Here is a 21,950-nt window from a genome sequence, read left to right as displayed (position 1 = left end):
TCTAAAATAAAAACGTCTACCTACACTGAACAAGATAGGCATTCATTATTCAACTCTCTCAACATCTTTGTCCTAGTATAATAAAGACTCTTTAGGCCCTTTTTATAGGCATAGATATAGTACCTAGCTATATCCCTAGTAGTCCTGTCATCAGTGACAAAAAGCGTAGTCGATATACCCTGGTCTACGTGCCCTTGGACAGCTGCCACCACATCTATAACCTTGAACATATCAGTATTATAGGCAGACCTATAGAAGAGCATATTTTCATTTGTCAAAAATGGCATTGGATAAATCGTAGTCGAGTCACCATAAATCCTAACCTCTATCTGTTCTGTAATCGGCATGATAGAAGATGTGGAATTTTGAACATAACTGATACTCTGGGTAGGTGCTATAGCCATCAGGTAGGCATTGTAGATACCGACCTCCTTGACCTCGTCTAATAAGCTTGCCCAGTCATTCTTGTCAGGAATATATATACCCTCAAATAGCTTTTTCACCTTTTCAGACTTTGGCATAAAGTCTTCTTCATAGTATTTTCCTAGGACATCACTAGTCCTAGCCTTGGCATATTCTGACTTTTCAAATCCCTCGAAGCTAGTCTGTCTTTCCCTTGCTATTTCCATAGAAGTCCTAATAGCATAGTACCTCATCATGGCAAAAAATACATCAGCAAATTCAACTGCCTCATCACTGGCATACATTATATTATTCTTCATCAAATAACCATGTAGGTTCATGGCACCCAGACCTATAGAATGACTCCTATCATTACCCATCTTTATAGTTGGCACCTGATGTATATCAGTCCTATCACTTACATCCGTCAAAAACCTGACCGCCGTATCTATGGCCTTGTCGATTTCCCTGCCTTCCATAAGATTGACTATGTTCAAGGAACCTAGGTTACAGGAAATATCCTGCCCCCACTTGCTATGGCTTGAACCATAGGATTCTATCTGTGAAGGCTCTTGGTACTGGAATATTTCACAGCACAAGTTTGACATCCTAATCATGCCCAGGTCTTTTAGGGTATGGTTCCTATTAGCCGTATCTATAAAGACAATATATGGGTAGCCAGACTCCATCTGGGTAGCAGCTATCCTAGTTAGGTACTGTCTTGGATTGATTTCCTTCTTCTTGATATCAGGGTCTGCCACTAACTTGTCATACCACTCATCCATATTCAGGTCATCTAGATGAAGACCGTATTTTTTATATATAGAATGTGGATAGAAGGCATATCCAGTTTGGTTATTCTCTGCTAGTCTCATAAATACATCAGGTATAATGGCACCTATAGACAAGGTCGCCAACCTAACTCTTTCATCTGCATTTATCTTCTTTGTATCCATCAAGGCATCAAAGTCTGCATGAAGGACGTTTAGGTAGACTGCACCTGCCCCCTGCCTGGCCCCCATCTGGTTGAAGTAGCTAAAGCTCTGTTCCAACATCTTGGCAACACCTACTACACCACCACTAGCTCCCTCTATACCCTTGATAGATTCGCCCCTAGCCCTTAGTCTAGTGAGGTTCAAGGCCACACCACCACCAATTTTTGATAGGTGGTTGGCAGAAGAAACTGCATAACTGATACCCTCGCATGAATCTTCTACGGTTAGCAAGAAGCAACTCACCAGCTGTCCAGCCCTCTTCCTTCCTAGGTTTAGGAAGGTAGGTGTGGCTGGCTGAAATTCTTGCCTAATTAGCCTCTTAGCTACTTTTTTTGCTACATCCCTATCACCACTGGCAATGGCTAGTGAACATATCAAAATCTTATCGTTATAGTCTTCTAAAATAGCCTCGCCATCATCTGACTTTAAGGAATAATTTTCATAGAACTTGCTGGCACTCATATATGACTGAAAACTAAAGGCAAAACCCTTTATATATTCGTACAAGTCCTCTATAAAGGCCATATCGTACTTATCTATTATCTCTCTTTCATAGTAATTATTTTCTACTAGATAGTTTATTTTGTCTGATATAGAATCAAACTTAATAGACCTCTCCATAATTGAATCCCTCAGATATAGGTCCAAGGCCTCCTTGTCCTTGTGGAGCTGGTATTTACCTTCACTATCTCTCACAATAACTTCATTATTTAACTCAATATAAGTCGTCATTAAATGTCTTTCCCTTCTCAAATACTTATGCTTTATCTATACCCTTCCAAGAAAAAAATAAGCACCTACAATCAATATCTTGATTGTAGGCACTCTTAAAACCCTAATGATGCACTACTACTGGTATTCCTTCTTTAGAAAGCGCATAGAACTGAGCCACCTTGCTATAAGGTGTGTTGATACATCCATGAGATCCAGCATATAGGTATCTAGATCCACCATAGGCTGGCTGCCAGCTGGCATCATGTATACCTATATTACCGTTGAAAGGCATCCAGTATGAAACCGGTGATGCATATCCTGGCCCCCTAAGTATAGCATGTCTAGTCTTGTAGTTTAGAGGGTAAATACCTGGAGGTGTAGCATCTCCTTGATTTGGATTTCCTGATACTATAGGAGTTTCTACCAATACCTTACCATCTCTTACAAACCACATATGCTGCTTTGATAAATCTATCTCTATAAATTCATTACCCATATCGTTATTTTCCCTACTTATAGCAGTTTGGGCATATATAGGTTTTCTATTATTTTCACTCTTTTTAGCTTTTACAAGCTCGTATAGGTAGTCAGTTTCCTTCTCCCTATCTATCAACCAACCATATACACCACCAGTTACCTTCAACTTGCCACCTGTTGATGCTGATGGTATCTCTCTAGGGTCTCCGTATGTGGAGTATTTTCTACTCAGACTTCTCACAAATTCTCTGACTTTGTCCTTGCTTAGTTCTACCTTATAATCTACTTCTGAAGCCACATCAAACATCTTACTTATGTCCTTTGTGTCAGCAATATACTTTTCCTTTTCGAAATCATAGACAACCTTTACCCTATCGTATTCCTTCAATTGAGATATAGCCTTGTCTATCCTCTTGTCATTTGCCTTGTTCTTCTGGCTCTTATAGGCGGATGCTGGGTATTCAACCTTTCTAGCTTCTGCCTTAATAGATGTAGCTACAAAATTTTTGATAGAAACTTCTATAGGAGTGCTACCCGGGTCACCCTTGTCAACTACATAATCACCCTTCTTTTCATCATATCTTGGAAAGGCACTGACTGGCTCTTTTATATTCTTCTTGTCAAAAACATTGAACTTCTTTACAAGATCATTTAGTTTTACATTATCGTACTTAATATTTAGCTTTCCATTTATGTCTTCCTTCTGGAAAAATGCTATTGGCCAAGCAAAAAATCCCTGTTCGGCCTTTATCTTGTCAGCACTACCGTCCTTGACATACTCCATATCGACATCTTTTCCACTTATAGAATCCTTGACATCCTTCCTACCTAGAATATCTAGCCTGTAGTTAACTATCTTTTCAGCTGCAAGTTTATCTATTTCAGCTGCAGTTTTCAAATCTGCCTTGATGCCATTTATACTAGTATTTACAAAATACCTATCCTTAAATACCAGACAACCTGCAAGGTATATAAGGGCTATAATTGCTATTAAAATTATGCACAATCTCTTGAAAAATTTCTTAAAGCCACCTTTTTTAGGCTCGTGCATGACTTCCTGCTGGAAGCTACTTTCTGCTAGAGACCCTTGCTTTATATTATTCTCTTGAATCTTGATATCTTCTGCTTTTATTTCTTCTGCTTTTGTTTCTTCTGCTTTTGTTTCTTCTGCTTTTATTTCTTCTGCTTTTACTTCTCCTACAGTATCCTTAGTTTCTTCCTTTTCCTTGTCACTCATCTTCTTTTTGAAGCCACCTTTCTTTCTACTGAATAGTTGTGATTTAGGCTCATCACCCTTGGCCATATCCAAGTTAAGTTGCTGAGTCTTCAGTTTTTCTCTTTCCCGCAACTCTTTCTCAATTACCTCTTTTTTTATTTGCTCCTGCTTTAAGATTTTTTCTTCTTCTCTCTTGTATTCTTCATGTTTGAGTTTTTCAGCCGCGAGCCTCGATTCAGCAACCCTTACTACATCTTCAAATGGAGCTCTTTCTATGTCAATATGCTTAATTTGGTTAATATTTATATCAGAATCCTGACTAGTGTCTAAACCCTTTTCTGGTTTGTCATCATACACTCCTCTACTTATATCTTCTTCTGTCATTATATCATCAACAGTCATTAGTGGCTGGGATTCTATATCACTAGCATGGTGTTCCCTTAAGTAGGCCTGTCTTCTCTTTAGTCTCATTTCCTCGTCTTCCACCGAAATGATCCTATCAGCAGTTTTCATATATCCAAGCTTGGACCTGTTTTTACTTTTCTGTTCATACTTGAAGTCTTGCTTATTATCAAAGTTTTGGTTTGATGGTTTCCTATCTTCAACTCCACCACCTACAGAATCTATAGTAACTCTTTCATCCTTGTCATCATCTATTTTAATCGACAAATTGCTAGACTCATCAAGCTCCAAGGAAATATCCCTATTTTCTATCTCTTTTTCGCTAAATTTGAAAAGTCTAGTTTTTTTATTCTTTTTAGCTTCTTTTTCTAGTCTTTTTCTTTCAACTCTAGACATGATTGTTTCCTTTCATACTTAGAATATTATTACCATTTTTTATTATTTTACACTGAGTAGCATACTCACATATGCTAGGCTCCTATATATATTATCATAAAAAAAGCTCTAAACAAGGATATTTACTAAATTGTTACTTTTATTTTTAATTTATTCACTACATTAAAACGAGGCCCATGCCTTTGTCATGAACCTTGTCTATATGCAAATATATGCAAAAATATTTTTTTATATTCTATCAGTCAAGAAATCAACCAAGTTGTTTACAGTAGCCATATCTTTTCTTTCTAAGTCAGTTGGCTGTAATGATAGGTCTAGCTTGTCTTCTATTCCCAACAATACCTCAATTATAGCTAGTGAATCCAACATCTCATTTTCAAACATATCCAAGTCCTGGTTGTCTCTTATCTCATCACTACCCAAAACCTCTTCAAATATTTCTATTACACTTTCTCTTATATCCATTTTTACCTCCAAATCATACATCTATAAATAAACTAATTCTCAATATACATATATTATACTCTTAAACCTTAACTTTTTATTAATAGATGATAATTAAATGACTCTCCAAAAATGACGTCTAAGAAATACTTCTTAAATCACTAGCCATCCATAAAATTACAATAAGCAAAGATACCCATACACTTTAATATCTAATATAGAAATTTAAAAAACCTGAGAATATAAGCATACCAAAGCAAACTATATTAAATGTTATAAATATCTGTAACCTCTGAAACCACTTTTCCTTCTTGTGTTTTTTATAGAATTTAGACTTTTTGGTGAACTCGTCAGTCAAGACAAGCATCAAACCTTGATAGACACCATAGGCAATATAATACCAGGTCAAGCCATGCCAAAAGCCCATGACTGTCATAGTTATCATCTGGGCCACATGAGATGCGGTTGCCCTATTTTTATACTTTTTGTTTCTCATAGCATTTAGGACATATCTAGAAAATATATAATCTCCAAACCACCTAGACAAACTTATATGCCACCTAGTCCAAAATTCCTTCATATCCTTTGACAAAAAAGGCTTGTTGAAGTTATCTGGTGCATGTACCCCAAAGATATAGCTGGTACCTACCGCTATTAGACTGTAACCAGCAAAGTCAAAGAACAAGTAAAGCGTATAGCCATACATATATAATACTATAGGTATTATAGACTTGTCCGGATGAATATTACTTATCCAATACATATGTATTAGAGTAGCTATGGCAAACTTGTACATTATACCCAGAAATACCTTCTTAATACCAGGCAAGAGATAATCGTTAAAATATTCCTTGCCTGGTATCCTCTTATTAATCTCTTCTTCAAACCTCCTAGACCTATCTATTGGTCCAGAGCTCAAACTAGGGAAGAATAATATAAAGTATACCATATCAAAAAACTTCAAGTCACTGATGGCGCCATCATATATTTCTATAATAATCTGTATAGTTCTAAAACTCAGGTAGGATATACCTATAAAGCCCAACACACCTATTGGCAGCTTGGCCGATACCTTATTTATTATCAGGGGTGCCATAGTAGCCAGCAAAAACAGCCTGAATGTCCACTTATTTTTTTCTCTTTTCCTAGACCACATAAATAAATATATACATGCTAGTTCCCAAACCATAAAGGCTAGTAGGAACTTGAATTGTATATCCAATCCTATTATCAGATATACCATAAAGGCAGTCGCAAGCATACCATAGTATTTAATTCTCCTACCACTTAAGCCGAGTCCTATGGCCGGTATCATAGTAAGGAGAAGTATATACATATATAGGTAACCTTCATACTGTGAAAATTTCATATTCTCCTCCCACCTACAATTCCTCTGCCAATTTTTTTCTATCTATCTTGCCATTAGTATTCATAGGCAACTTGTCGATTATAGTTACATTTCTAGGAACCATATAGTCCGGTATCAACTTAGCTAGGTCCTTTTTAATCCTTATTCCATTTTTTAGATTGCCTAGATCATTTTCTAGCTCTAGCTCAACTATAGCCTTTAAATATGCTATTTTCTCATTTTTATAAACAGGTAAAACCACTGCATTCCTGATATTTTCTACCTTTCTTAGGTTGTTTTCAATATCTTCAATTTCAATCCTATATCCATTTAACTTGATTTGAAAATCCTTCCTACCTGCATACCTAATATTGCCAGTCTCATCTATTGAGCCCAGGTCACCTGTCCTGTATGCCCTAAATCTTAGGTCAGCTAGTTCTATGGGAGATTCATTTTCCAAGCCGGGATCACTTGTCTCAAGGTAAAAAGCTTCTTTGGTTTTTTCCTCATTCTTGTAATAGCCCTTGGATACTGATGGGCCTATAATTACTATCTCACCCTTTTGTCCCTTTTCAACTTCATTTCCATCTTCACCTACTATTTTTATCTTACAATTAGGCATTGGAATACCAACTGGCAGCGACTTATCTGACCCTATATGTTCATCATTTATCACTACATGGCTGATACCTACTGTTGCCTCAGTAGGTCCATAGCCATTTATAATATCTACCTCAGGAAATCTTTCTCTCAACTTTCTAGCAACTTCAACAGGCAGGACTTCACCTATATATAGCATTTTTCTCAGTTTAGGCAACATATCCTGGTTGAATTCCTTGTCAACTAGACACATTCCCACAAAGGAAGGTGTAGAAACCCATACTTCCATATTAGACTCTCTCATATGCTCAAATAAGACCTTAAAATCTGCCACTACATCCTTTGATAGTGAATATAGGGTAGCCCCATTTGCCAAACCTGGATATAACTGAGATACGCTCAAGTCAAACGAATATGCAGGTTGGTCCATAACTACTTTTTCATTTCCATCCAAGCCCAAGATAGGACTCATCCACCTCATAAAACTGTCTAAGTTATAGGCACTAATTTGGACACCCTTTGGTTTGCCTGTAGAACCTGAAGTGAACAAGATATAGGAATTTTCGTCACCCTCAACCCAATTTTCACTTGCGACTTCATTTGATAAAGGTCCTTCTTGCCCTCTAGCTATCAAGTCCATTAAGGCATTCTTGTCTATTATCTCATAAGACCTATACTCCTCCTTGACCTGTCCATTTTCGTCATAGAAGAAATCCTTACCTGATATGTCAAAAACTATATTAGGTCCTACACTATCTAATACGTCCATAACCCTCTGTTCTGGAAAACTTACATCCATAGGAACGTATGCCCTCTTTGACTTCAATGCACCAATCATACAGGCTATGATCATAACATCCTTATTGCCATATATAGCAAGGGGTGTATTTCCCTCATATTTATCACTTATATAATTTGCTATAATATCTGAATACCTATCCAAGTCACTATAGCTTAATTTTTCATCATTGCAAACAACTGCTAACCTATCAGTTGTAGCATACTTCTTTATTCCGCTGACTATGTTCATTGTCTTCATCCCTCACTATCTAAAACTCATTATATATAAACGGTAACTCCTTAAAAGGTAAAAACGTAAAAACCAAAATACATATGACCATTGCCAGGCTAATTACCAAGGCCATCTTCATATACTTCTTTGCTTCATCTGTCATAATATCCTACCTTTCATATATATCATAAATTTGTTCACACAAGTCTGCCCATCCAAGGGTTCCTAGATGCATTATATCCCTCAAATAGTAACGCTCATTTTCCCTAGATGTCAAGTCTAAGAACTTGCTATCGTATTGGCCTGCTATATTCTTTAACTTTTTAGCAAAAGCCCTCCTGTCCTTGATACCTATACCTGCATAGTCATAAAATTCCGGCATGCCCGGCAATAAAACTACAGTTGGCTTTATGCCCATATCCCTACAAGTATCTAAAAATATCCTTACATCAGTGTATTCTTTTGAGTCAGTTAATTTTACATAGCTATAAAAGCCCTTAAAAACCTCATCCTTATTCTTCATATATTCTCTGTAATAGCCCTTGTCAACATAGACATTCCTATTACCCAACCTGTGAATATTCTTACCAACCCTATTTTTCGCCTCCGTCTTGGCATATTCTCTTTCCTTGTCCCAGTCTATTTTTCCGGCTATATCATGAGACTGGTCAGTCTTATTATAGAGATGTCTCAAAGATTTGTATGTTATTCCCTTATCCTTCAAACTCACCATAACCCTTCTGGCCTTAAAATATGGACTCAATAGAGTCTTTAAACACTGGTGGGCTACATCATTATTTAAATAAAGATTTGCGTATAAGGCCTCAGCCTTGTACTCTCCAGGTTCTTTCATTAAATAAGATATCCTCCTGGCATATTTTTTCTTTGTACTTTTACTAACAACTGGATTGGACATAAAGTTGTAAAATTGAACTGGAGAAAACCTAGTAAGGAAGTGATCTGCTGTCACACCATCCTTTTCCATAAACCACTGCATAGATAAGAGTAAGACTATATTCTTGTTTTTTATATCATTGTCCAAAGAACCCACTATACTAGCATGTTGAAGCGACTGGGTATAGGCCCTTCCTATAGCAAGAGCCTTGTTCTTAGTCCTTCCCGTGTTAAAATAATAATCCGGATGCTGCCTAGTTGAATGGCTCAGTTCCGATGAACCCATAAATAAGATCGCTCCCTCATGTGCCAAATAGTTATTGACATATACTCCCTTGTCCTTGACCAAGCTCACTGTATCGTGTAGCATTGGGTAGAGGTCCTTGGCCTCCATCATCTTATTATTTTTATAATCTAAATACTTGTCCAAGCTAAACACACAAGCTACTGCTACCATAATTGGTATCAGCAAAGCAAGTATCACATACCTAATTTTCTTCATAATTCACACCTACAAACTATCTTTTAGTAGACTATAAAGCGTCTGCTCGAAAGAAAACTCACTTCTAAGAGCCTCTATTTCATCTATCAATTTTTTTCTTTTTTCCCTACTGACCTTGGACCTAACAGCCCTAATCAAAATATTTTTTGGAGAATGTTCAAAATCTATAAATTCTATCAACTGCGTCTTATAACCCATGGCTTCCAATATATTTGCCCTGATACTGTCCGTCATCAAGGCTGCCATCCTCTCTTGGATTAGCCCGTATCTTGTTATTATAGATAACTTATCCGCCTTTATACTAGCATTTATTTCATGTTGGCAACATGGAACTGAAAATATCATCTTAGCCTTCCAATTTACGGCATTGAATAGGGCATAGTCTGTTGCCGTATCACAGGCGTGAAGACTGATAACTATATCGACATTATTCTCAAGCTTGTAGCCATTTATGTCACCTAGTTCAAACTTCAATCTATCATAGCCGTACTTTTGGGCTACCTCCTTGCACTTGTTAATTACGTCTTCCTTTAGATCCAAGCCTGTAATCTCAACATTCATCTTCCTAATTTCGACAAAGTAATAGTAAACCACAAATGTCAGATATGACTTGCCACACCCAAAGTCCAGTATCCTCAAGACCTTGTCTTTGCCATCTATATAGTCGCTTGGAAGTTTTTTGACTTCATCATCTATTATTTCTATAAACCTGTTTATCTGCTTATACTTGTCATACTTGGAATTGATTATTTTGCCATCCTTGCTAAAGATTCCTAAATCTACAAAGGCAGGTATATCCATACCTTCTTCCAATATATAATTTTTCTTTTTATTGTGATTTTTGTCTATTTTTAGCTCATTTTTCTGACTGTGCTTTGAGTAAAATATCTTGCCCTTTTTTGAAATTCTGATATCAAAATTGTAGTCTTCTGAAATTGCTGTTAACTGCCTAAACCTGTCCATCATATCCTTTATATAGGAAGGCAAGACACCTAATTCTATATTTTCATGAAAAACCTGTTTGTCAGTAAACTTTTCTACCTGATAAAATTTCCTATCCTTTGCCTTTGTTAAATTTATTTTAACCTTTTTGTAGTCGTAATTTTTATCAGATTTATTGCTAAAAACCAATCTCAGAGGTTCAGATTTAACTATATCGTCTATGTATACTATTATGTCCATGATTCCTCCTAACTTATAACTCAGAATATTACCATAAAAAACTTAAATTAATCCTAGTAAAATTTTAAAGAAAATTTAAAGATTCTATCGATCATTATCCATGAAAAAGGCAATTAAGTCCCCACCTAATTGCCCCTGTAAAGTATACTCAAACTTGCTAAAATATACCCGTCACAAAACAAAGCCTTGCCTAAAGTTTGGCCTTGACAGATGCTAGTTTTTGTTCCATACTAGCCTGCTTGTCTCTTCTATCATCAACCTTTATAATAGAGTAAACCCTATCTACTCCCTTGTCAAAAACATCTTCCTGAATCTTTCTAATCAAGGCAAATATCTCATCAAGGTCACCTTCCATTACAGTTCCCATAGGATTTAGTAAATACTTAATCTTATCCTGGTCACTCAATATCTTCTGCGCTCCTGCTACATATGAACTTGCGCTTGTTGTTCCAGTCCCTAGAGGACACACTGTTAACTCTACTACTGCCATAATTCTGCCTCCTATATTTTTAGAATATTTTCTTTAAACCTACTTAAATTATACGTCTAAGAGGCCTATTTTTCAAGTAATTTTCCATATCCAAAAAGCTCCAATAATTTCGTCAAACCGTCTTCAATATCCTCTAGAGACATTGAAGCAAACCCTAGAACCAGCCCCTCCTTGTGGGCCTCACCAATATAGTAACTGGATAGACTTGTCACCCTTATGTTCCTTTTATCAGCCAGGTCCGCTAGCTCATCTCCACTTATATCACATAGGTTCTTTTTGGTCTGTGAATCAGACCCAGCCTTCCTAATATCCCCAAGCTCATTTGGCACCATATCTATATTCTCAAAGTTCTTATACCCTGGTCTATCCCAGGTCAAAACAAGATGTAGGCCTGTATCTCCCCCCTCTAGGTTCAAAAATTCATATCCATCAACTATATCCTTTACCAGCTCCATTTTTTTCTTGTATATCTTCCTCATCCTATTGATATGCCTGACAAAGTAACCCTCTCTAATAAATATATCAAGACTCCTCTGGGCCAAGACCGGAACTGGACAGGCCGTATATGAAACTCTCTTATGATATATACCAACTAGAATGTCCGGTAACACCATATAACTAATCCTCATGGCAGGACTGACTGTATTGGAAAAAGACCCCATGAATATGACCTTGTCCATTTCATCCATACTCTTCATGGCTGGAAGAGGCTTACCACTATACCTAAATTCCCCATCATAGTCGTCCTCTATAATCCACCTACCATCTTGGCTGGCCCATTTTAATATATCCAGTCTTTTGGCTACTGGCATAGTCTGACCGGTCGGAAATTGGTGGGCTGGTGTTATACAAAGTATATCTAAACCTGAATTCTCAACTGCCTTCTTACTGACCCCCTTGCCATCTAGGGAGAGTGCCTTAAAGGAAATATTATTTGTCCTAAAAAGTAGGCTCCACCTCTCAAAACCAGGATCTTCTATACCAAAGACCTTGTCATCCTCTAGTATGCAAAATAATATCTGAAAAAGGTGCTCTGTACTAGCAGAAATCAAAATATTTTCCATCTTAGCTCCTATACCCCTATAGGCCTTTAGGTAGGTGGCAATAGATTCTCTCAAACTCATATCTCCCATGGGATTTACCCTCTTTAATAGGTCACTACCTAGATCATCTATGGCCTCTTTGGAAATTTTTTTCCATACACCAAATGGAAATTTTTCATCGACACCGCCATAGGAAAAATCATACTTATATACTTTTTCCCTGTAGATAGGCCTGGATATTGTACCCATACTTTTTTTCATATAGTCACGTTTTGCTACAAAATACCCCCTACGCTCCATGGCTTCTATATAGCCCTCGTCCTGAAGCTGGGCATAGGCTATCTCCACAGTATTCAAACTAACTGACATCATGTGGGCCATGTCCCTCTTGCTTGGCAATCTTGTCTTCTCAGGATATAGGCCCGATATTATCTTTTCTTTTACATTCATATAAACTATTTCATACTTCTTCATACAACTTCTATCTCCAAATTTATCGCTTATATTGTGACTTTTATAGAATCAATCTGGTCCCCTTTTTTTTATTCAAATTGGTTCTTTTTTACCTACCACTTCTATTTTATACTATTAATGTAATCGATACAATATTTAGATAAATTTGATATGCGTATCGTAACAATTTATTTAAGGAGACTGAGTATTATGAATAAGGAAGATGTTACAAAACAATTTATCGGCGGAGTAATAATGGACGTTACTACTCCAGAACAGGCTAAAATAGCTGAAGCTGCTGGTGCTGTTGCAGTTATGGCACTTGAGAGAATCCCAGCAGACATAAGAGTTGCTGGTGGTGTATCAAGAATGAGTGATCCTGCTATGATCAAGGAAATAATGAATGCTGTATCTATACCAGTAATGGCTAAATGTAGAATAGGTCACTTTGTAGAAGCTCAGATACTTGAAGCTATCGGTATTGACTATATAGATGAATCTGAAGTATTGTCACCAGCCGATAATATCCACCATGTTGATAAGACTAAGTTCAAGGCCCCATTCGTATGTGGTGCTAGAAACCTTGGCGAAGCACTTAGAAGAATCCAGGAAGGTGCTGCAATGATTAGAACTAAGGGTGAAGCTGGTACTGGTGACGTTGTACAGGCTGTATCTCACATGAGACAGATCCAGGGAGAAATCAGACAGGTTGTTGCCCTAGCTGAAGACGAACTATTCGAAAAGGCTAAGGAATTCAGAGTGCCATATGACCTAATCAAGTATGTACACGACAATGGCAAGCTTCCAGTTGTAAACTTCTCCGCTGGTGGTGTGGCTACTCCTGCAGATGCTGCCCTAATGAGACAGCTAGGTGCTGAAGGTGTATTTGTAGGCTCTGGTATATTCAAGTCTGGTAACCCAGAACAGAGGGCTAAGGCAATAGTTAAGGCTGTTCAAAACTATGACAATCCTCAGATAATAGCAGAAGTATCTGAAAACCTTGGTGAAGCTATGGTTGGTATCAACGAGGACGAAATCGAAATCATCATGGCTGAAAGAGGAATCTAATAATATTTTTGAATGCAGACTATACAGGCAACCTCCTGTATAAAAATAAATACATAAACTCTTTTAACTTGGGGCTACCTATATGGTGGCTCCATTTTACTGTGCAAAATATGGTATAATATACTTGTATTGCTATTCAAGGTAAATACAATAGATATAAAGGAGATATACAATGTTTGACAATATTAAAAATAAAGCTATGAAATTGCTACTTCTATGTATGCCACTAGTCATGGTCCTAGCCCTTGTTGGCTGTAATCCTAGTAGCAATACTGGTAGTTCAAACTTTGAGAAAGCTACTGTAGTCAGGGTGATAGACGGTGACACCATCCACCTGATGATGGACGGAAAAAAATACAAGCTGAGGATGATCGGTGTTGACACTCCGGAGACTGTCCACCCCAATAAACCTGTCCAATTCTATGGCAAAGAAGCCAGTGATTATTCTAAAAGGCAACTAAAAAACAAGACAGTATACCTTCAAAAAGATGTATCCGACACTGACAAGTATGGTCGTCTCCTAAGGTATGTATGGCTAGAAATGCCTAGTAGCGACAACCCTAGCAAAGAAGAAATATCCAAGTATATGTACAATGCCCAGCTAGTTATAAATGGATATGCCTATGCCTATTCATTCCAACCTGATACCAGATATAGCGACCTATTCGCCAGCTTCCAGCACCAGGCCCAGGAAAAATCTGTAGGATTATGGAATGAAGCCAGCCTAAGAACCTTTAATGAAAGTCACAAAGACAATCCTGAGACAAGGCCACTCAACGATGGAAAAAGGCTAAAGGCAAAGAATCCTTCAGCCAAGGATAATATTACAATTAAAAAATCCCAGAAAAGTGTCAAGGGTAATAAAAATAGCAAGGTCTACCACCTAAAGGGTTCAAAAGGATATGATTCTGTAAGCGATAAAAATGCAGTCTACTTTGACAACGAAGAAGATGCCATAAATGCTGGTTATAGAAAGTCTAAAAAATAAGTCTAGTAGAAAATGATATAGTAGAACATTTGATTACTTAATTTAATACAAGGATAATACAAGAAAAAGGTAGCTTAGATACAAAATATCTAACTACCTTTTAAATTCCTTCTATTTTCTTGTAAGTCTTTTAAAAACATTGATGGACCGACCTTTTTTCCAAAGCGCTTGAGTGGACTGGATATGACTAATTCCTTCTTGCTCCTGGTGATGGCAACGTAAAAGAGCCTTCTCTCCTCTTCTATATCAACCCTAGCTTCATCGGCTACCTGGTAGGGAATTACTCCCTCATTTACACCGACTATATAGACTGACTCAAACTCCAATCCCTTGGAGCTGTGCATGGTTGTAAGGACTACACCTTCATCTGCCCTGGTTGCCAAACTTGATCCTGTAGTCTTGTCAGAGCTCTTCTTAACTTCTTCCCTAACCTGGTCTATATGCTTGAAAAAATCCAATATGGTCTTGTAGTTGGATGCAGCAGACTCTAGTTCATCTAATATCTCCACTATCTGCTGGGCCCTTATCTTGCGCTCGTGACAGTATTCCAATATATACCTATCATAGTCCAATGTCGTCCTGATGTAGGAAATTCCATACTGGGGACTAAGCCCCCTGACATAATTTAGGTCTTCATAGAGGTCTTCCAAATTTTTCTTTTGAAAATCCTTTATATCCTCATCATTCAAAAGGGCATCAAAAAAATCAACTGACCTCTCTGCCTTTGCAAGAGAATTTTTTGATATATACCTAAAGGGCTTGTTGATAACCCTGACCCAGTCTCCACTAGATCCTATATCCATGGCTATCCTCAGATAGGCTATTAGGTCCAGACTAACCCAATGGTCATAGATGGTCTTGGGGGCATCCTTTAAAATAAAGGGAATCCTCTTATTCATAAAGGCATCCACAAAGGCTCTGGCCTGCCTATTGGTCCTATAGATAACTGCAAAGTCGCCATAAGATGCGTCCTTTTGAGAGCCTATCCTATCAAAAATCTGCCCTGCCACCAATCTTGCCTCGTCGTCCGTATCCCTGGGATATATATAGGAAATTCTTGCAGACTCCTTACTAAAGGCCCTTATCATCTTGTCGTGTCTAAGCTTATTTTTTTTGATAAGGCTAGCTGACAGGTCTACTATATTCTCACAAGACCTGTAGTTTATATCCAAATATATATGCTTGGCACCAGGAAAATACTCATCAAACTCCAGCATAAAGTCCGGCCTGGCCCCCCTGAAGCCATAGATACTCTGGTCTTCATCACCAACTACAAATACATTCTGCTCTTGACCTGCAACTAACCTTATCAGCTCAAACTGTACCTTATTTATATCCTGAAACTCGTCAATCAGTATATACCGAAACACCTGCCTGACTATATTCAAGATAGCGGGCTCAGCCCTTAAGAGGTCATAGGCCCTTATCAACATATCGTCAAAGTCTATCTTGCCGTACTTTTTCTTCTCATCCTCATATATCCTATAGGCCTTTTGAAAAGTATCTTGATCAAAACTAAGACTCTCATAATCCCTATAATCCAATAGTTCATTCTTGACCAGGGATATCTCATTTAAAAGGTCCGCTACATCGTCATCATTGTAATTGGTCACCTTGAGATATTTGAGTATAGACTTAACCAATTTAAATCTATCTATATCAACTAATAGGTCATCTAGGCCAACTCCAGCATACCTCCTCAATATCCTAAAAAAACTAGAATGAAAGGTCCCAAAGCTAACCTTCTTGAGCCTTTTATCCTGACCGTATCCAAGCGTCCTCTTCTTCATCTCCACAGAAGATGCCTTGGTAAAGCTAATAGCCAATATCCTAGTAGGAGGAATGGCATGGTCAAGAACCATCGAAACTATCCTCTGGGATATGACCCTAGTCTTGCCGGATCCTGGACCAGCTAGGACCATGCAAGGTCCATCAATATGGGCCACTGCCTGGGCCTGGTTTTTATTTAATTTGACCATGCCTGAACCTCCTTCCTAAAAAAACTCAGCCTATCTGACTGGTCATCTGGGTCAACCAATCCAACATCTGGGCTGATTCATCCTTGTTGACCATAACAACCAACATATCTCCTCCAACTATTAGGGTATTCCCCCTCGGTAAAATCTCCTCTGCCCCCCTATATATGGCTACTACTAAACACTTTTCGGGCCAGTCGATTTCTGATATAAACTTGCCCTCAACCTGACTACCTATATGGACTGAAAACTCCATAAGGGTCTTGCTCTTGTCCTCAGTATGGTAGTCAGAATCCTTCTTGTGCTTTAAAATATCCTCTAGCAACATATCGTACACAGGCTCTACCCCCAATAGGTCTGATATCACCACCGCAATAAATACTACTACAGACAGGGGTAGTAAATGCTCAAATGAACCCGTCATCTCAAATATTAGGATTATGCCCGTTATTGGAGCCTTGACAGTTGCAGCAAAGTGGCCAGCCATAGCCAAGACTGCAAAATTAACTAGGAACTGGTGGGGAATCCCCAAATAAGTCACGCATACCGTTCCAAAAATATTACCCATAAGTGCACCTATGGCCAACAGTGGGAAGAATATACCACCCGGTACACCCGAACCGAAAGATGCAAATGTGAATAAATACTTTATAACTAAGTACAATATCAAAACTGCTAGCCCTAGGTGAAAATAGTTTATATTTACTATCAGTTCATGGCCCCCGCCTAATAGGCTAGGAAAAGCCATACCAATAAATCCTGCAAAAATAAATGGTATTAAAATTTTAAGCTCCTGCTTTACAGGCATAGACCTATAAATTGACTTTGACTTAACTACGCCGTGATTGAAGATATAGCTAGACAGTCCTATCAATATCCCCAACATCACTAGTGACCAATAGTACTTTATAGGCATAATGCTCAAGGCATCAAACCTCAAGGATGGGTTAATACCCAAGAAAGACTTGGTCACCATATCTGCCGTAACAGCAGATACCATGGCGGATACTAATACAACTGGTGAAAAGTTTTTGTGGACCTCTTCAAGTGCAAACATAACACCTGCTAGGGGTGCATTAAAGGCAGCAGCCAAGCCAGCAGATGCCCCACTGGTCATAAGGTATTTATGCTCATAGTCTAGCTTATTGGTCTTTCTGGATACACCTTCACCTATGGCAGCCCCCATCTGGATAGACGGCCCTTCCCTACCAACGGACAAACCTGCCGCCAGACACAAGATTCCACCAAAAAACTTATATACTAGGACAGTCCACCAGTTGGTTTTCATCCTTCTAGTCATAACGCCCTCTACCTGGGGTATACCGGAGCCAGATATATTAGGCTCCTTCCTAAGAAATAAACTGACAAGCATAGCCATCACTAGTAGTGCCAAAAAAACACCAATAGCCACTCCCTTATTAGTCTTGGAGATTATATATAGTCTGCCAAATAGACCCAAGAGTCTTTCACCAAGGATCCTGTAGGCCACTATTGTGCAACCAGTCAAGAGTCCTATAAAAAGTGAATGAACTATCATCTTGTACTTTAAACCATTTGTACTCCTTATTATTGTAGGCACATTTTCATCATTGTACCCTATAAACTTAGAAAACACTAAAAAACCCCCTCAAAGTCCAATTTACAGATCGTGTATTTGGATGCAGGCCCTCAAGGTATGTCTAGCCAGTACAGAGCTAGTAACAGAACCTACACCTCCTGGAACTGGAGTAATGTGGGCTACCCTGTCTAGTACATCATCTGTATCTACATCACCACACATATTGCCACCCTGATCAAAGTTGATGCCAACATCGATCACGACTGCCCCTTCCTTTATATATGACTGGTCAACTGCCCTAGCCCTACCCATGCATGAAACTAGGATATCAGACCCCTTAACTATATTTTCAAGGTCCTTGGACTTAGAATGGCAAATCGTAACAGTTGAATCCCTATTCAAGAGAAGCATGGACAGGGGCTTGCCAACCACCATAGACCTACCCAAAACAGTTACATTCTTGCCCCTTAAATCTATATCATAGTACTTCAAAATTTCTATTACACCCATAGGAGTACAAGGAGCAAACCCCCTCTTGTCCCCTGACATAATCTTGGCTAGACTAAGTGGAGAGAAACAGTCTACATCCTTCCTATCATCTATATAGTACTTGACAATTTCCTCATCTATCTGGTCTGGTAGCGGCCTAAAACACAAAATACCATGAACCGAATCATCCTTGTTCAGTGATTCTAGGGCCTCTAGATAGGCTTCTTGACTACAGTCCTCATCCAACTCAACCACCATAGTTTCTATTCCACACTTGGCACACCTATTTGTCGCCCCCCTCTGGTAAGATGCATCATCTGCCCTGTTACCAACCTTTAGCATGGCTAATTTTGGGAATATACCATTGTCATTTAACTTGCTTACCTTGTCTATAATATCATCCGTCAGGGCGTCTGCCACTGGCTTACCCCTTAGTAACTTTTCTTCCATTTATTTAAACCTCCTGAAAACTTCTTCATATATATAGTCAGACCTCTTAACTATATCAGCCACTAGGTCTTCCATCTCCTGACTAATAAGCTCCACATAGGCCTGGTCATCTATGTCCTTAATATTGATCATCACATTTAACCTAGCACTCAAGGCCGCCGACCTCAGTATTGCCACACCCACACCGACATCACTTAGGAGCATTACAGACCCCTTTTCTAGCAAGTCCTCATGTAGGTCTAGAACCTTGCTTGATAGGCGTAATAGGTCCATTGGCACACTAGCTGCCCCCCTTAGGCAGGCCTGCATCTCTTGATGCTTGTATTTCTTTTCTTGTTCAGTATCGCTAGGCAGCTTGTAGGCCTCAGCCAAGGGTAAAAAGGCCTCAGCATCCCTATCTACCATATCCATAGACTCCCTATGGTAGTCCTGACACCTGGCCAAGATTTCTTTTATATCAGCCTGGTATGCAGCATACTTTTTCTTGCCGTCTGTGAAATTGGCCACCATTGAAGCCAAACCATTGGCCAGATTTAAGGCATAGGCAGCCACGCTACCCCCTCCTGGCATGGACTTTTTAGATCCCAAGTCCTGGGCAAATTCCTCTAAACTAAATTCAAAATATTTCCTATCCATCGAACCCTCCATAATATTTTTCTCTTCATATATTATAGCATAGGTGATAGCATAAGGGTGGATTAATGTTTAATAGGTAGTGATAATAAATAACGGAAGCAAAAATGACATATTTGCTTTTTGATAAATCATAATATCTATATTTAGCACTCAACATTTGACAGTGATAACAGAAAGTGGTAGAATTAATCTATAAAAATATCAAACAGTACAGGAGGTATCAATATGACTACTGAAAAGGGTAAAGTATCTATCCACTCAGAGAATATCTTTCCAATAATCAAGAAATGGTTGTACTCTGACAAGGATATATTTGTAAGAGAATTAGTGAGTAATGGTTGTGATGCCATAGCCAAACATAAAAGACTAGCAGGCATGGGTGAGGCCGAGCTAAGAGATGACTACAAGGTTATCGTTAGGATTGACAGGGAAAATAGGACCCTAACATTCACTGACAATGGTATCGGTATGGACCTTGAAGAAGTCAAAAAATATATAAATCAGGTTGCCTTTTCTGGTGCCGAAGAATTCGTCAACAAGTATAAGGACCGCATGGATGAATCAAACGATATCATCGGCCACTTTGGACTTGGATTTTACTCTGCCTTTATGGTATCTAGCAAGGTTGAAATAAGCACCCTATCCTATAAAGATGGTGCCCAGCCAGTCAGTTGGATATCAGAGGATGGTATGGAATTTGAAATAGGCCAAGGAGACAGAAAGGAACACGGTACTAGTATAATCCTTACTATACCAGAAGAAAACGATGAGTTCCTATATGCCTACAAGATCAGAGAAATCCTGAACAAGTACTGCTATTTCCTACCAACTGAAATATACCTAGAAGATGCAGGTGAGGAAAAGAGACAAGAAGAGGAAAGAGCTAAAAAAGCCCAGGAATCACAGGCAAAATACGATGAAGCTGTAAAAAATGGCCAGACTCCAGAGCCTATAGAAGTAGACCTTCCAGAAGAAGCAAAACCTATAAACAATATCCATCCATTGTGGATGAAGACTCCAAAGGACTGTACAGAAGATGATTACAAGGCCTTTTACAAGGAAGTATTCCACACACATGATGAGCCACTTTTCTGGATCCACCTAAATGTAGACTTCCCATTCAACCTAAAGGGAATCCTCTACTTCCCTAAACTAAAAAATGAATTTGAACTAGTTGAAGGACAGGTAAAGCTATACAACAACCAGGTCTTTGTTGCAGATAATATCAAGGAAGTGATACCAGAATTCCTCCTTCTATTAAAGGGAGTAATCGACTGTCCTGATCTACCTCTAAACGTTTCAAGGAGCTTCCTACAAAATGATAGGGACGTAAGTAAAATTTCAAAGCATATTGTCAAGAAGGTTGCCGACAAGTTAAAATCCCTTCACAAGACTGAAAGGGACAACTACGAAAAATTCTGGGACGATATACAGGTATTTATAAAATTTGGTTGCCTAAAGGATGATAAGTTCTATGATAGGATAAAGGATGTAATCCTCTACAAGACTATTTACGACAAGCATATTAGCCTAGATGAATACCTAACAGCTAGGAAGGACCAGGAAGACAAGGTTGTCTACTACGTTACTGACGAGAACCAGCAAGCCCAGTATATCAAGCAGTTCAAGGACAACGGCCTAGATGCCCTTATACTTGACAATAGCCTAGATACACCATTTATGGGACTGATAGAATATGTAGAAAATATGGACAAGAATCCAGAGAACCAAAAAGAAATACTTAAATTTGCTAGAATCGACTCAGATATATCCAAGGTTCTAGACTCCGATACTCATGACAAGGACAAGGAAAATGACGAAAAAATATCCAACCTATTTAAGGATGTATTGGGTGAAAAACTAGCCTCTTACAAGGTTGAAAGCTTCAAGGATTCCAACCTATCTGCCATGGTAGTGGTCGATGAACAGAGTATCCGTATGGCTCATATGAAGGACCAATTTGAAGCCATGGGACTAGGAGGAGTCAGCTTTGAAGAAGAACAAAGCCTACTCCTAAACAGAACTTCACCTATTATACACAGACTCGTCCAATTGTCAGAGGACCCTGATAAGAAGGACCTTGTGGGTCTTATGTGCCAGCAGGTAGCTGACCTAGCTATGTTGGCCAACAAGGAATTAAAGCCAGACCAGCTAAATGAATATGTCGATAGGACAAACAAGCTGATGGCTATGATAATAGAAAAGTAATATCGCC

General features: G+C 38.5%; 17 protein-coding genes. 3 read left to right on the top strand and 14 right to left on the bottom strand.

Features of this window, described 5'->3' with window-relative positions:
- Nucleotides 1–20: 20 nt before the first annotated feature.
- The 10 genes from nrdE to pdxR form a co-directional block, all read right to left on the bottom strand.
- A complete protein-coding gene (gene nrdE, locus HMPREF1639_RS08440; protein ID WP_036765493.1) occupies nt 21–2,129 on the bottom strand; it encodes a class 1b ribonucleoside-diphosphate reductase subunit alpha in 2,109 nt (702 codons plus the stop codon).
- 103 nt (nt 2,130–2,232) lie between these two features.
- Nucleotides 2,233–4,602, bottom strand: a complete 2,370-nt coding sequence (locus HMPREF1639_RS08435) for a L,D-transpeptidase family protein (RefSeq protein ID WP_036765490.1) — start codon at nt 4,600–4,602, stop codon at nt 2,233–2,235.
- 228 nt (nt 4,603–4,830) lie between these two features.
- Entirely contained in the window at nt 4,831–5,067 is a 237-nt protein-coding gene (gene dltC / locus HMPREF1639_RS08430) for a D-alanine--poly(phosphoribitol) ligase subunit 2 (protein WP_084572500.1), read from the bottom strand.
- A 184-nt stretch (nt 5,068–5,251) separates the two neighbouring features.
- On the bottom strand, nt 5,252–6,415 hold the full coding sequence (gene dltB / locus HMPREF1639_RS08425) for a D-alanyl-lipoteichoic acid biosynthesis protein DltB (RefSeq protein WP_036765488.1): 1,164 nt from the start codon (nt 6,413–6,415) through the stop codon (nt 5,252–5,254).
- A gap of 13 nt (nt 6,416–6,428) precedes the next feature.
- Entirely contained in the window at nt 6,429–8,033 is a 1,605-nt protein-coding gene (gene dltA / locus HMPREF1639_RS08420) for a D-alanine--poly(phosphoribitol) ligase subunit DltA (protein WP_330371712.1), read from the bottom strand.
- 10 nt (nt 8,034–8,043) lie between these two features.
- Nucleotides 8,044–8,169, bottom strand: coding sequence for a hypothetical protein (locus tag HMPREF1639_RS09565; RefSeq protein ID WP_278244233.1), 126 nt, complete (start codon nt 8,167–8,169; stop codon nt 8,044–8,046).
- Between the two features lie 6 nt (nt 8,170–8,175).
- Nucleotides 8,176–9,402 carry a D-alanyl-lipoteichoic acid biosynthesis protein DltD gene (gene dltD / locus HMPREF1639_RS08415; RefSeq protein WP_036765484.1) on the bottom strand — a complete coding sequence of 409 codons (1,227 nt, stop codon included), beginning with the start codon at nt 9,400–9,402 and terminating at the stop codon, nt 8,176–8,178.
- Between the two features lie 9 nt (nt 9,403–9,411).
- Complete coding sequence (locus HMPREF1639_RS08410) at nt 9,412–10,584, bottom strand: class I SAM-dependent methyltransferase (RefSeq protein ID WP_036765482.1); 1,173 nt, start codon at nt 10,582–10,584, stop codon at nt 9,412–9,414.
- A gap of 190 nt (nt 10,585–10,774) precedes the next feature.
- Nucleotides 10,775–11,074 carry an MTH1187 family thiamine-binding protein gene (locus HMPREF1639_RS08405; protein WP_036765479.1) on the bottom strand — a complete coding sequence of 100 codons (300 nt, stop codon included), beginning with the start codon at nt 11,072–11,074 and terminating at the stop codon, nt 10,775–10,777.
- Between the two features lie 65 nt (nt 11,075–11,139).
- On the bottom strand, nt 11,140–12,591 hold the full coding sequence (gene pdxR / locus HMPREF1639_RS08400) for a MocR-like pyridoxine biosynthesis transcription factor PdxR (protein WP_036765476.1): 1,452 nt from the start codon (nt 12,589–12,591) through the stop codon (nt 11,140–11,142).
- A gap of 189 nt (nt 12,592–12,780) precedes the next feature.
- Here pdxR and pdxS point away from each other — a divergent pair, with 189 nt between their 5' ends.
- Both pdxS and HMPREF1639_RS08390 read left to right on the top strand, forming a co-directional pair.
- Nucleotides 12,781–13,638, top strand: coding sequence for a pyridoxal 5'-phosphate synthase lyase subunit PdxS (gene pdxS, locus HMPREF1639_RS08395; protein ID WP_036765473.1), 858 nt, complete (start codon nt 12,781–12,783; stop codon nt 13,636–13,638).
- A 172-nt stretch (nt 13,639–13,810) separates the two neighbouring features.
- Nucleotides 13,811–14,626 (top strand): thermonuclease family protein, encoded by an 816-nt coding sequence (locus HMPREF1639_RS08390; protein WP_052045487.1) that lies wholly within the window; start codon nt 13,811–13,813, stop codon nt 14,624–14,626.
- 89 nt (nt 14,627–14,715) lie between these two features.
- On the opposite strand, the gene HMPREF1639_RS08385 is transcribed toward HMPREF1639_RS08390, so the two are convergent.
- The 4 genes from HMPREF1639_RS08385 to HMPREF1639_RS08370 are packed head-to-tail and all read right to left on the bottom strand — an operon-like array spanning nt 14,716 to nt 19,735.
- Entirely contained in the window at nt 14,716–16,605 is a 1,890-nt protein-coding gene (locus tag HMPREF1639_RS08385) for an ATP-dependent helicase (protein ID WP_036765471.1), read from the bottom strand.
- 25 nt (nt 16,606–16,630) lie between these two features.
- A complete protein-coding gene (locus HMPREF1639_RS08380; protein ID WP_036765469.1) occupies nt 16,631–18,217 on the bottom strand; it encodes a ClC family H(+)/Cl(-) exchange transporter in 1,587 nt (528 codons plus the stop codon).
- Nucleotides 18,218–18,241: 24 nt separating this feature from the next.
- Nucleotides 18,242–19,099, bottom strand: a complete 858-nt coding sequence (locus HMPREF1639_RS08375) for a bifunctional 5,10-methylenetetrahydrofolate dehydrogenase/5,10-methenyltetrahydrofolate cyclohydrolase (RefSeq protein ID WP_036765467.1) — start codon at nt 19,097–19,099, stop codon at nt 18,242–18,244.
- On the bottom strand, nt 19,100–19,735 hold the full coding sequence (locus HMPREF1639_RS08370) for a cyclodeaminase/cyclohydrolase family protein (protein WP_036765466.1): 636 nt from the start codon (nt 19,733–19,735) through the stop codon (nt 19,100–19,102).
- 225 nt (nt 19,736–19,960) lie between these two features.
- Between HMPREF1639_RS08370 and htpG the strand changes: the two genes are divergently transcribed.
- The gene (htpG, locus tag HMPREF1639_RS08365) at nt 19,961–21,943 is read left to right on the top strand and encodes a molecular chaperone HtpG (RefSeq protein WP_036765463.1); all 1,983 of its coding nucleotides are present in this window, start codon (nt 19,961–19,963) and stop codon (nt 21,941–21,943) included.
- Nucleotides 21,944–21,950: the final 7 nt, after the last annotated feature.

Source organism: Peptostreptococcus sp. MV1 (assembly GCF_000758885.1).
GTDB lineage: Bacteria > Bacillota > Clostridia > Peptostreptococcales > Peptostreptococcaceae > Peptostreptococcus.
The sequence above is the reverse complement of the archived record's forward strand: the minus strand, read 5'-3'. Positions and strand labels throughout refer to the sequence as shown.

Coding starts and splice junctions, on each gene's coding strand:
- HMPREF1639_RS08390 (WP_052045487.1), top strand. CDS start 13,811: ATGTTTGACAATATTAAAAATAAAGCTATGAAATTGCTACTTCTATGT.
- HMPREF1639_RS08410 (WP_036765482.1), bottom strand. CDS start 10,584: ATGGACATAATAGTATACATAGACGATATAGTTAAATCTGAACCTCTG.
- HMPREF1639_RS09565 (WP_278244233.1), bottom strand. CDS start 8,169: ATGACAGATGAAGCAAAGAAGTATATGAAGATGGCCTTGGTAATTAGC.
- dltB (WP_036765488.1), bottom strand. CDS start 6,415: ATGAAATTTTCACAGTATGAAGGTTACCTATATATGTATATACTTCTC.
- dltA (WP_330371712.1), bottom strand. CDS start 8,033: ATGAAGACAATGAACATAGTCAGCGGAATAAAGAAGTATGCTACAACT.
- HMPREF1639_RS08435 (WP_036765490.1), bottom strand. CDS start 4,602: ATGTCTAGAGTTGAAAGAAAAAGACTAGAAAAAGAAGCTAAAAAGAAT.
- HMPREF1639_RS08405 (WP_036765479.1), bottom strand. CDS start 11,074: ATGGCAGTAGTAGAGTTAACAGTGTGTCCTCTAGGGACTGGAACAACA.
- dltC (WP_084572500.1), bottom strand. CDS start 5,067: ATGGATATAAGAGAAAGTGTAATAGAAATATTTGAAGAGGTTTTGGGT.
- HMPREF1639_RS08385 (WP_036765471.1), bottom strand. CDS start 16,605: ATGGTCAAATTAAATAAAAACCAGGCCCAGGCAGTGGCCCATATTGAT.
- dltD (WP_036765484.1), bottom strand. CDS start 9,402: ATGAAGAAAATTAGGTATGTGATACTTGCTTTGCTGATACCAATTATG.
- nrdE (WP_036765493.1), bottom strand. CDS start 2,129: ATGACGACTTATATTGAGTTAAATAATGAAGTTATTGTGAGAGATAGT.
- htpG (WP_036765463.1), top strand. CDS start 19,961: ATGACTACTGAAAAGGGTAAAGTATCTATCCACTCAGAGAATATCTTT.
- pdxR (WP_036765476.1), bottom strand. CDS start 12,591: ATGAAGAAGTATGAAATAGTTTATATGAATGTAAAAGAAAAGATAATA.
- HMPREF1639_RS08370 (WP_036765466.1), bottom strand. CDS start 19,735: ATGGATAGGAAATATTTTGAATTTAGTTTAGAGGAATTTGCCCAGGAC.
- pdxS (WP_036765473.1), top strand. CDS start 12,781: ATGAATAAGGAAGATGTTACAAAACAATTTATCGGCGGAGTAATAATG.
- HMPREF1639_RS08375 (WP_036765467.1), bottom strand. CDS start 19,099: ATGGAAGAAAAGTTACTAAGGGGTAAGCCAGTGGCAGACGCCCTGACG.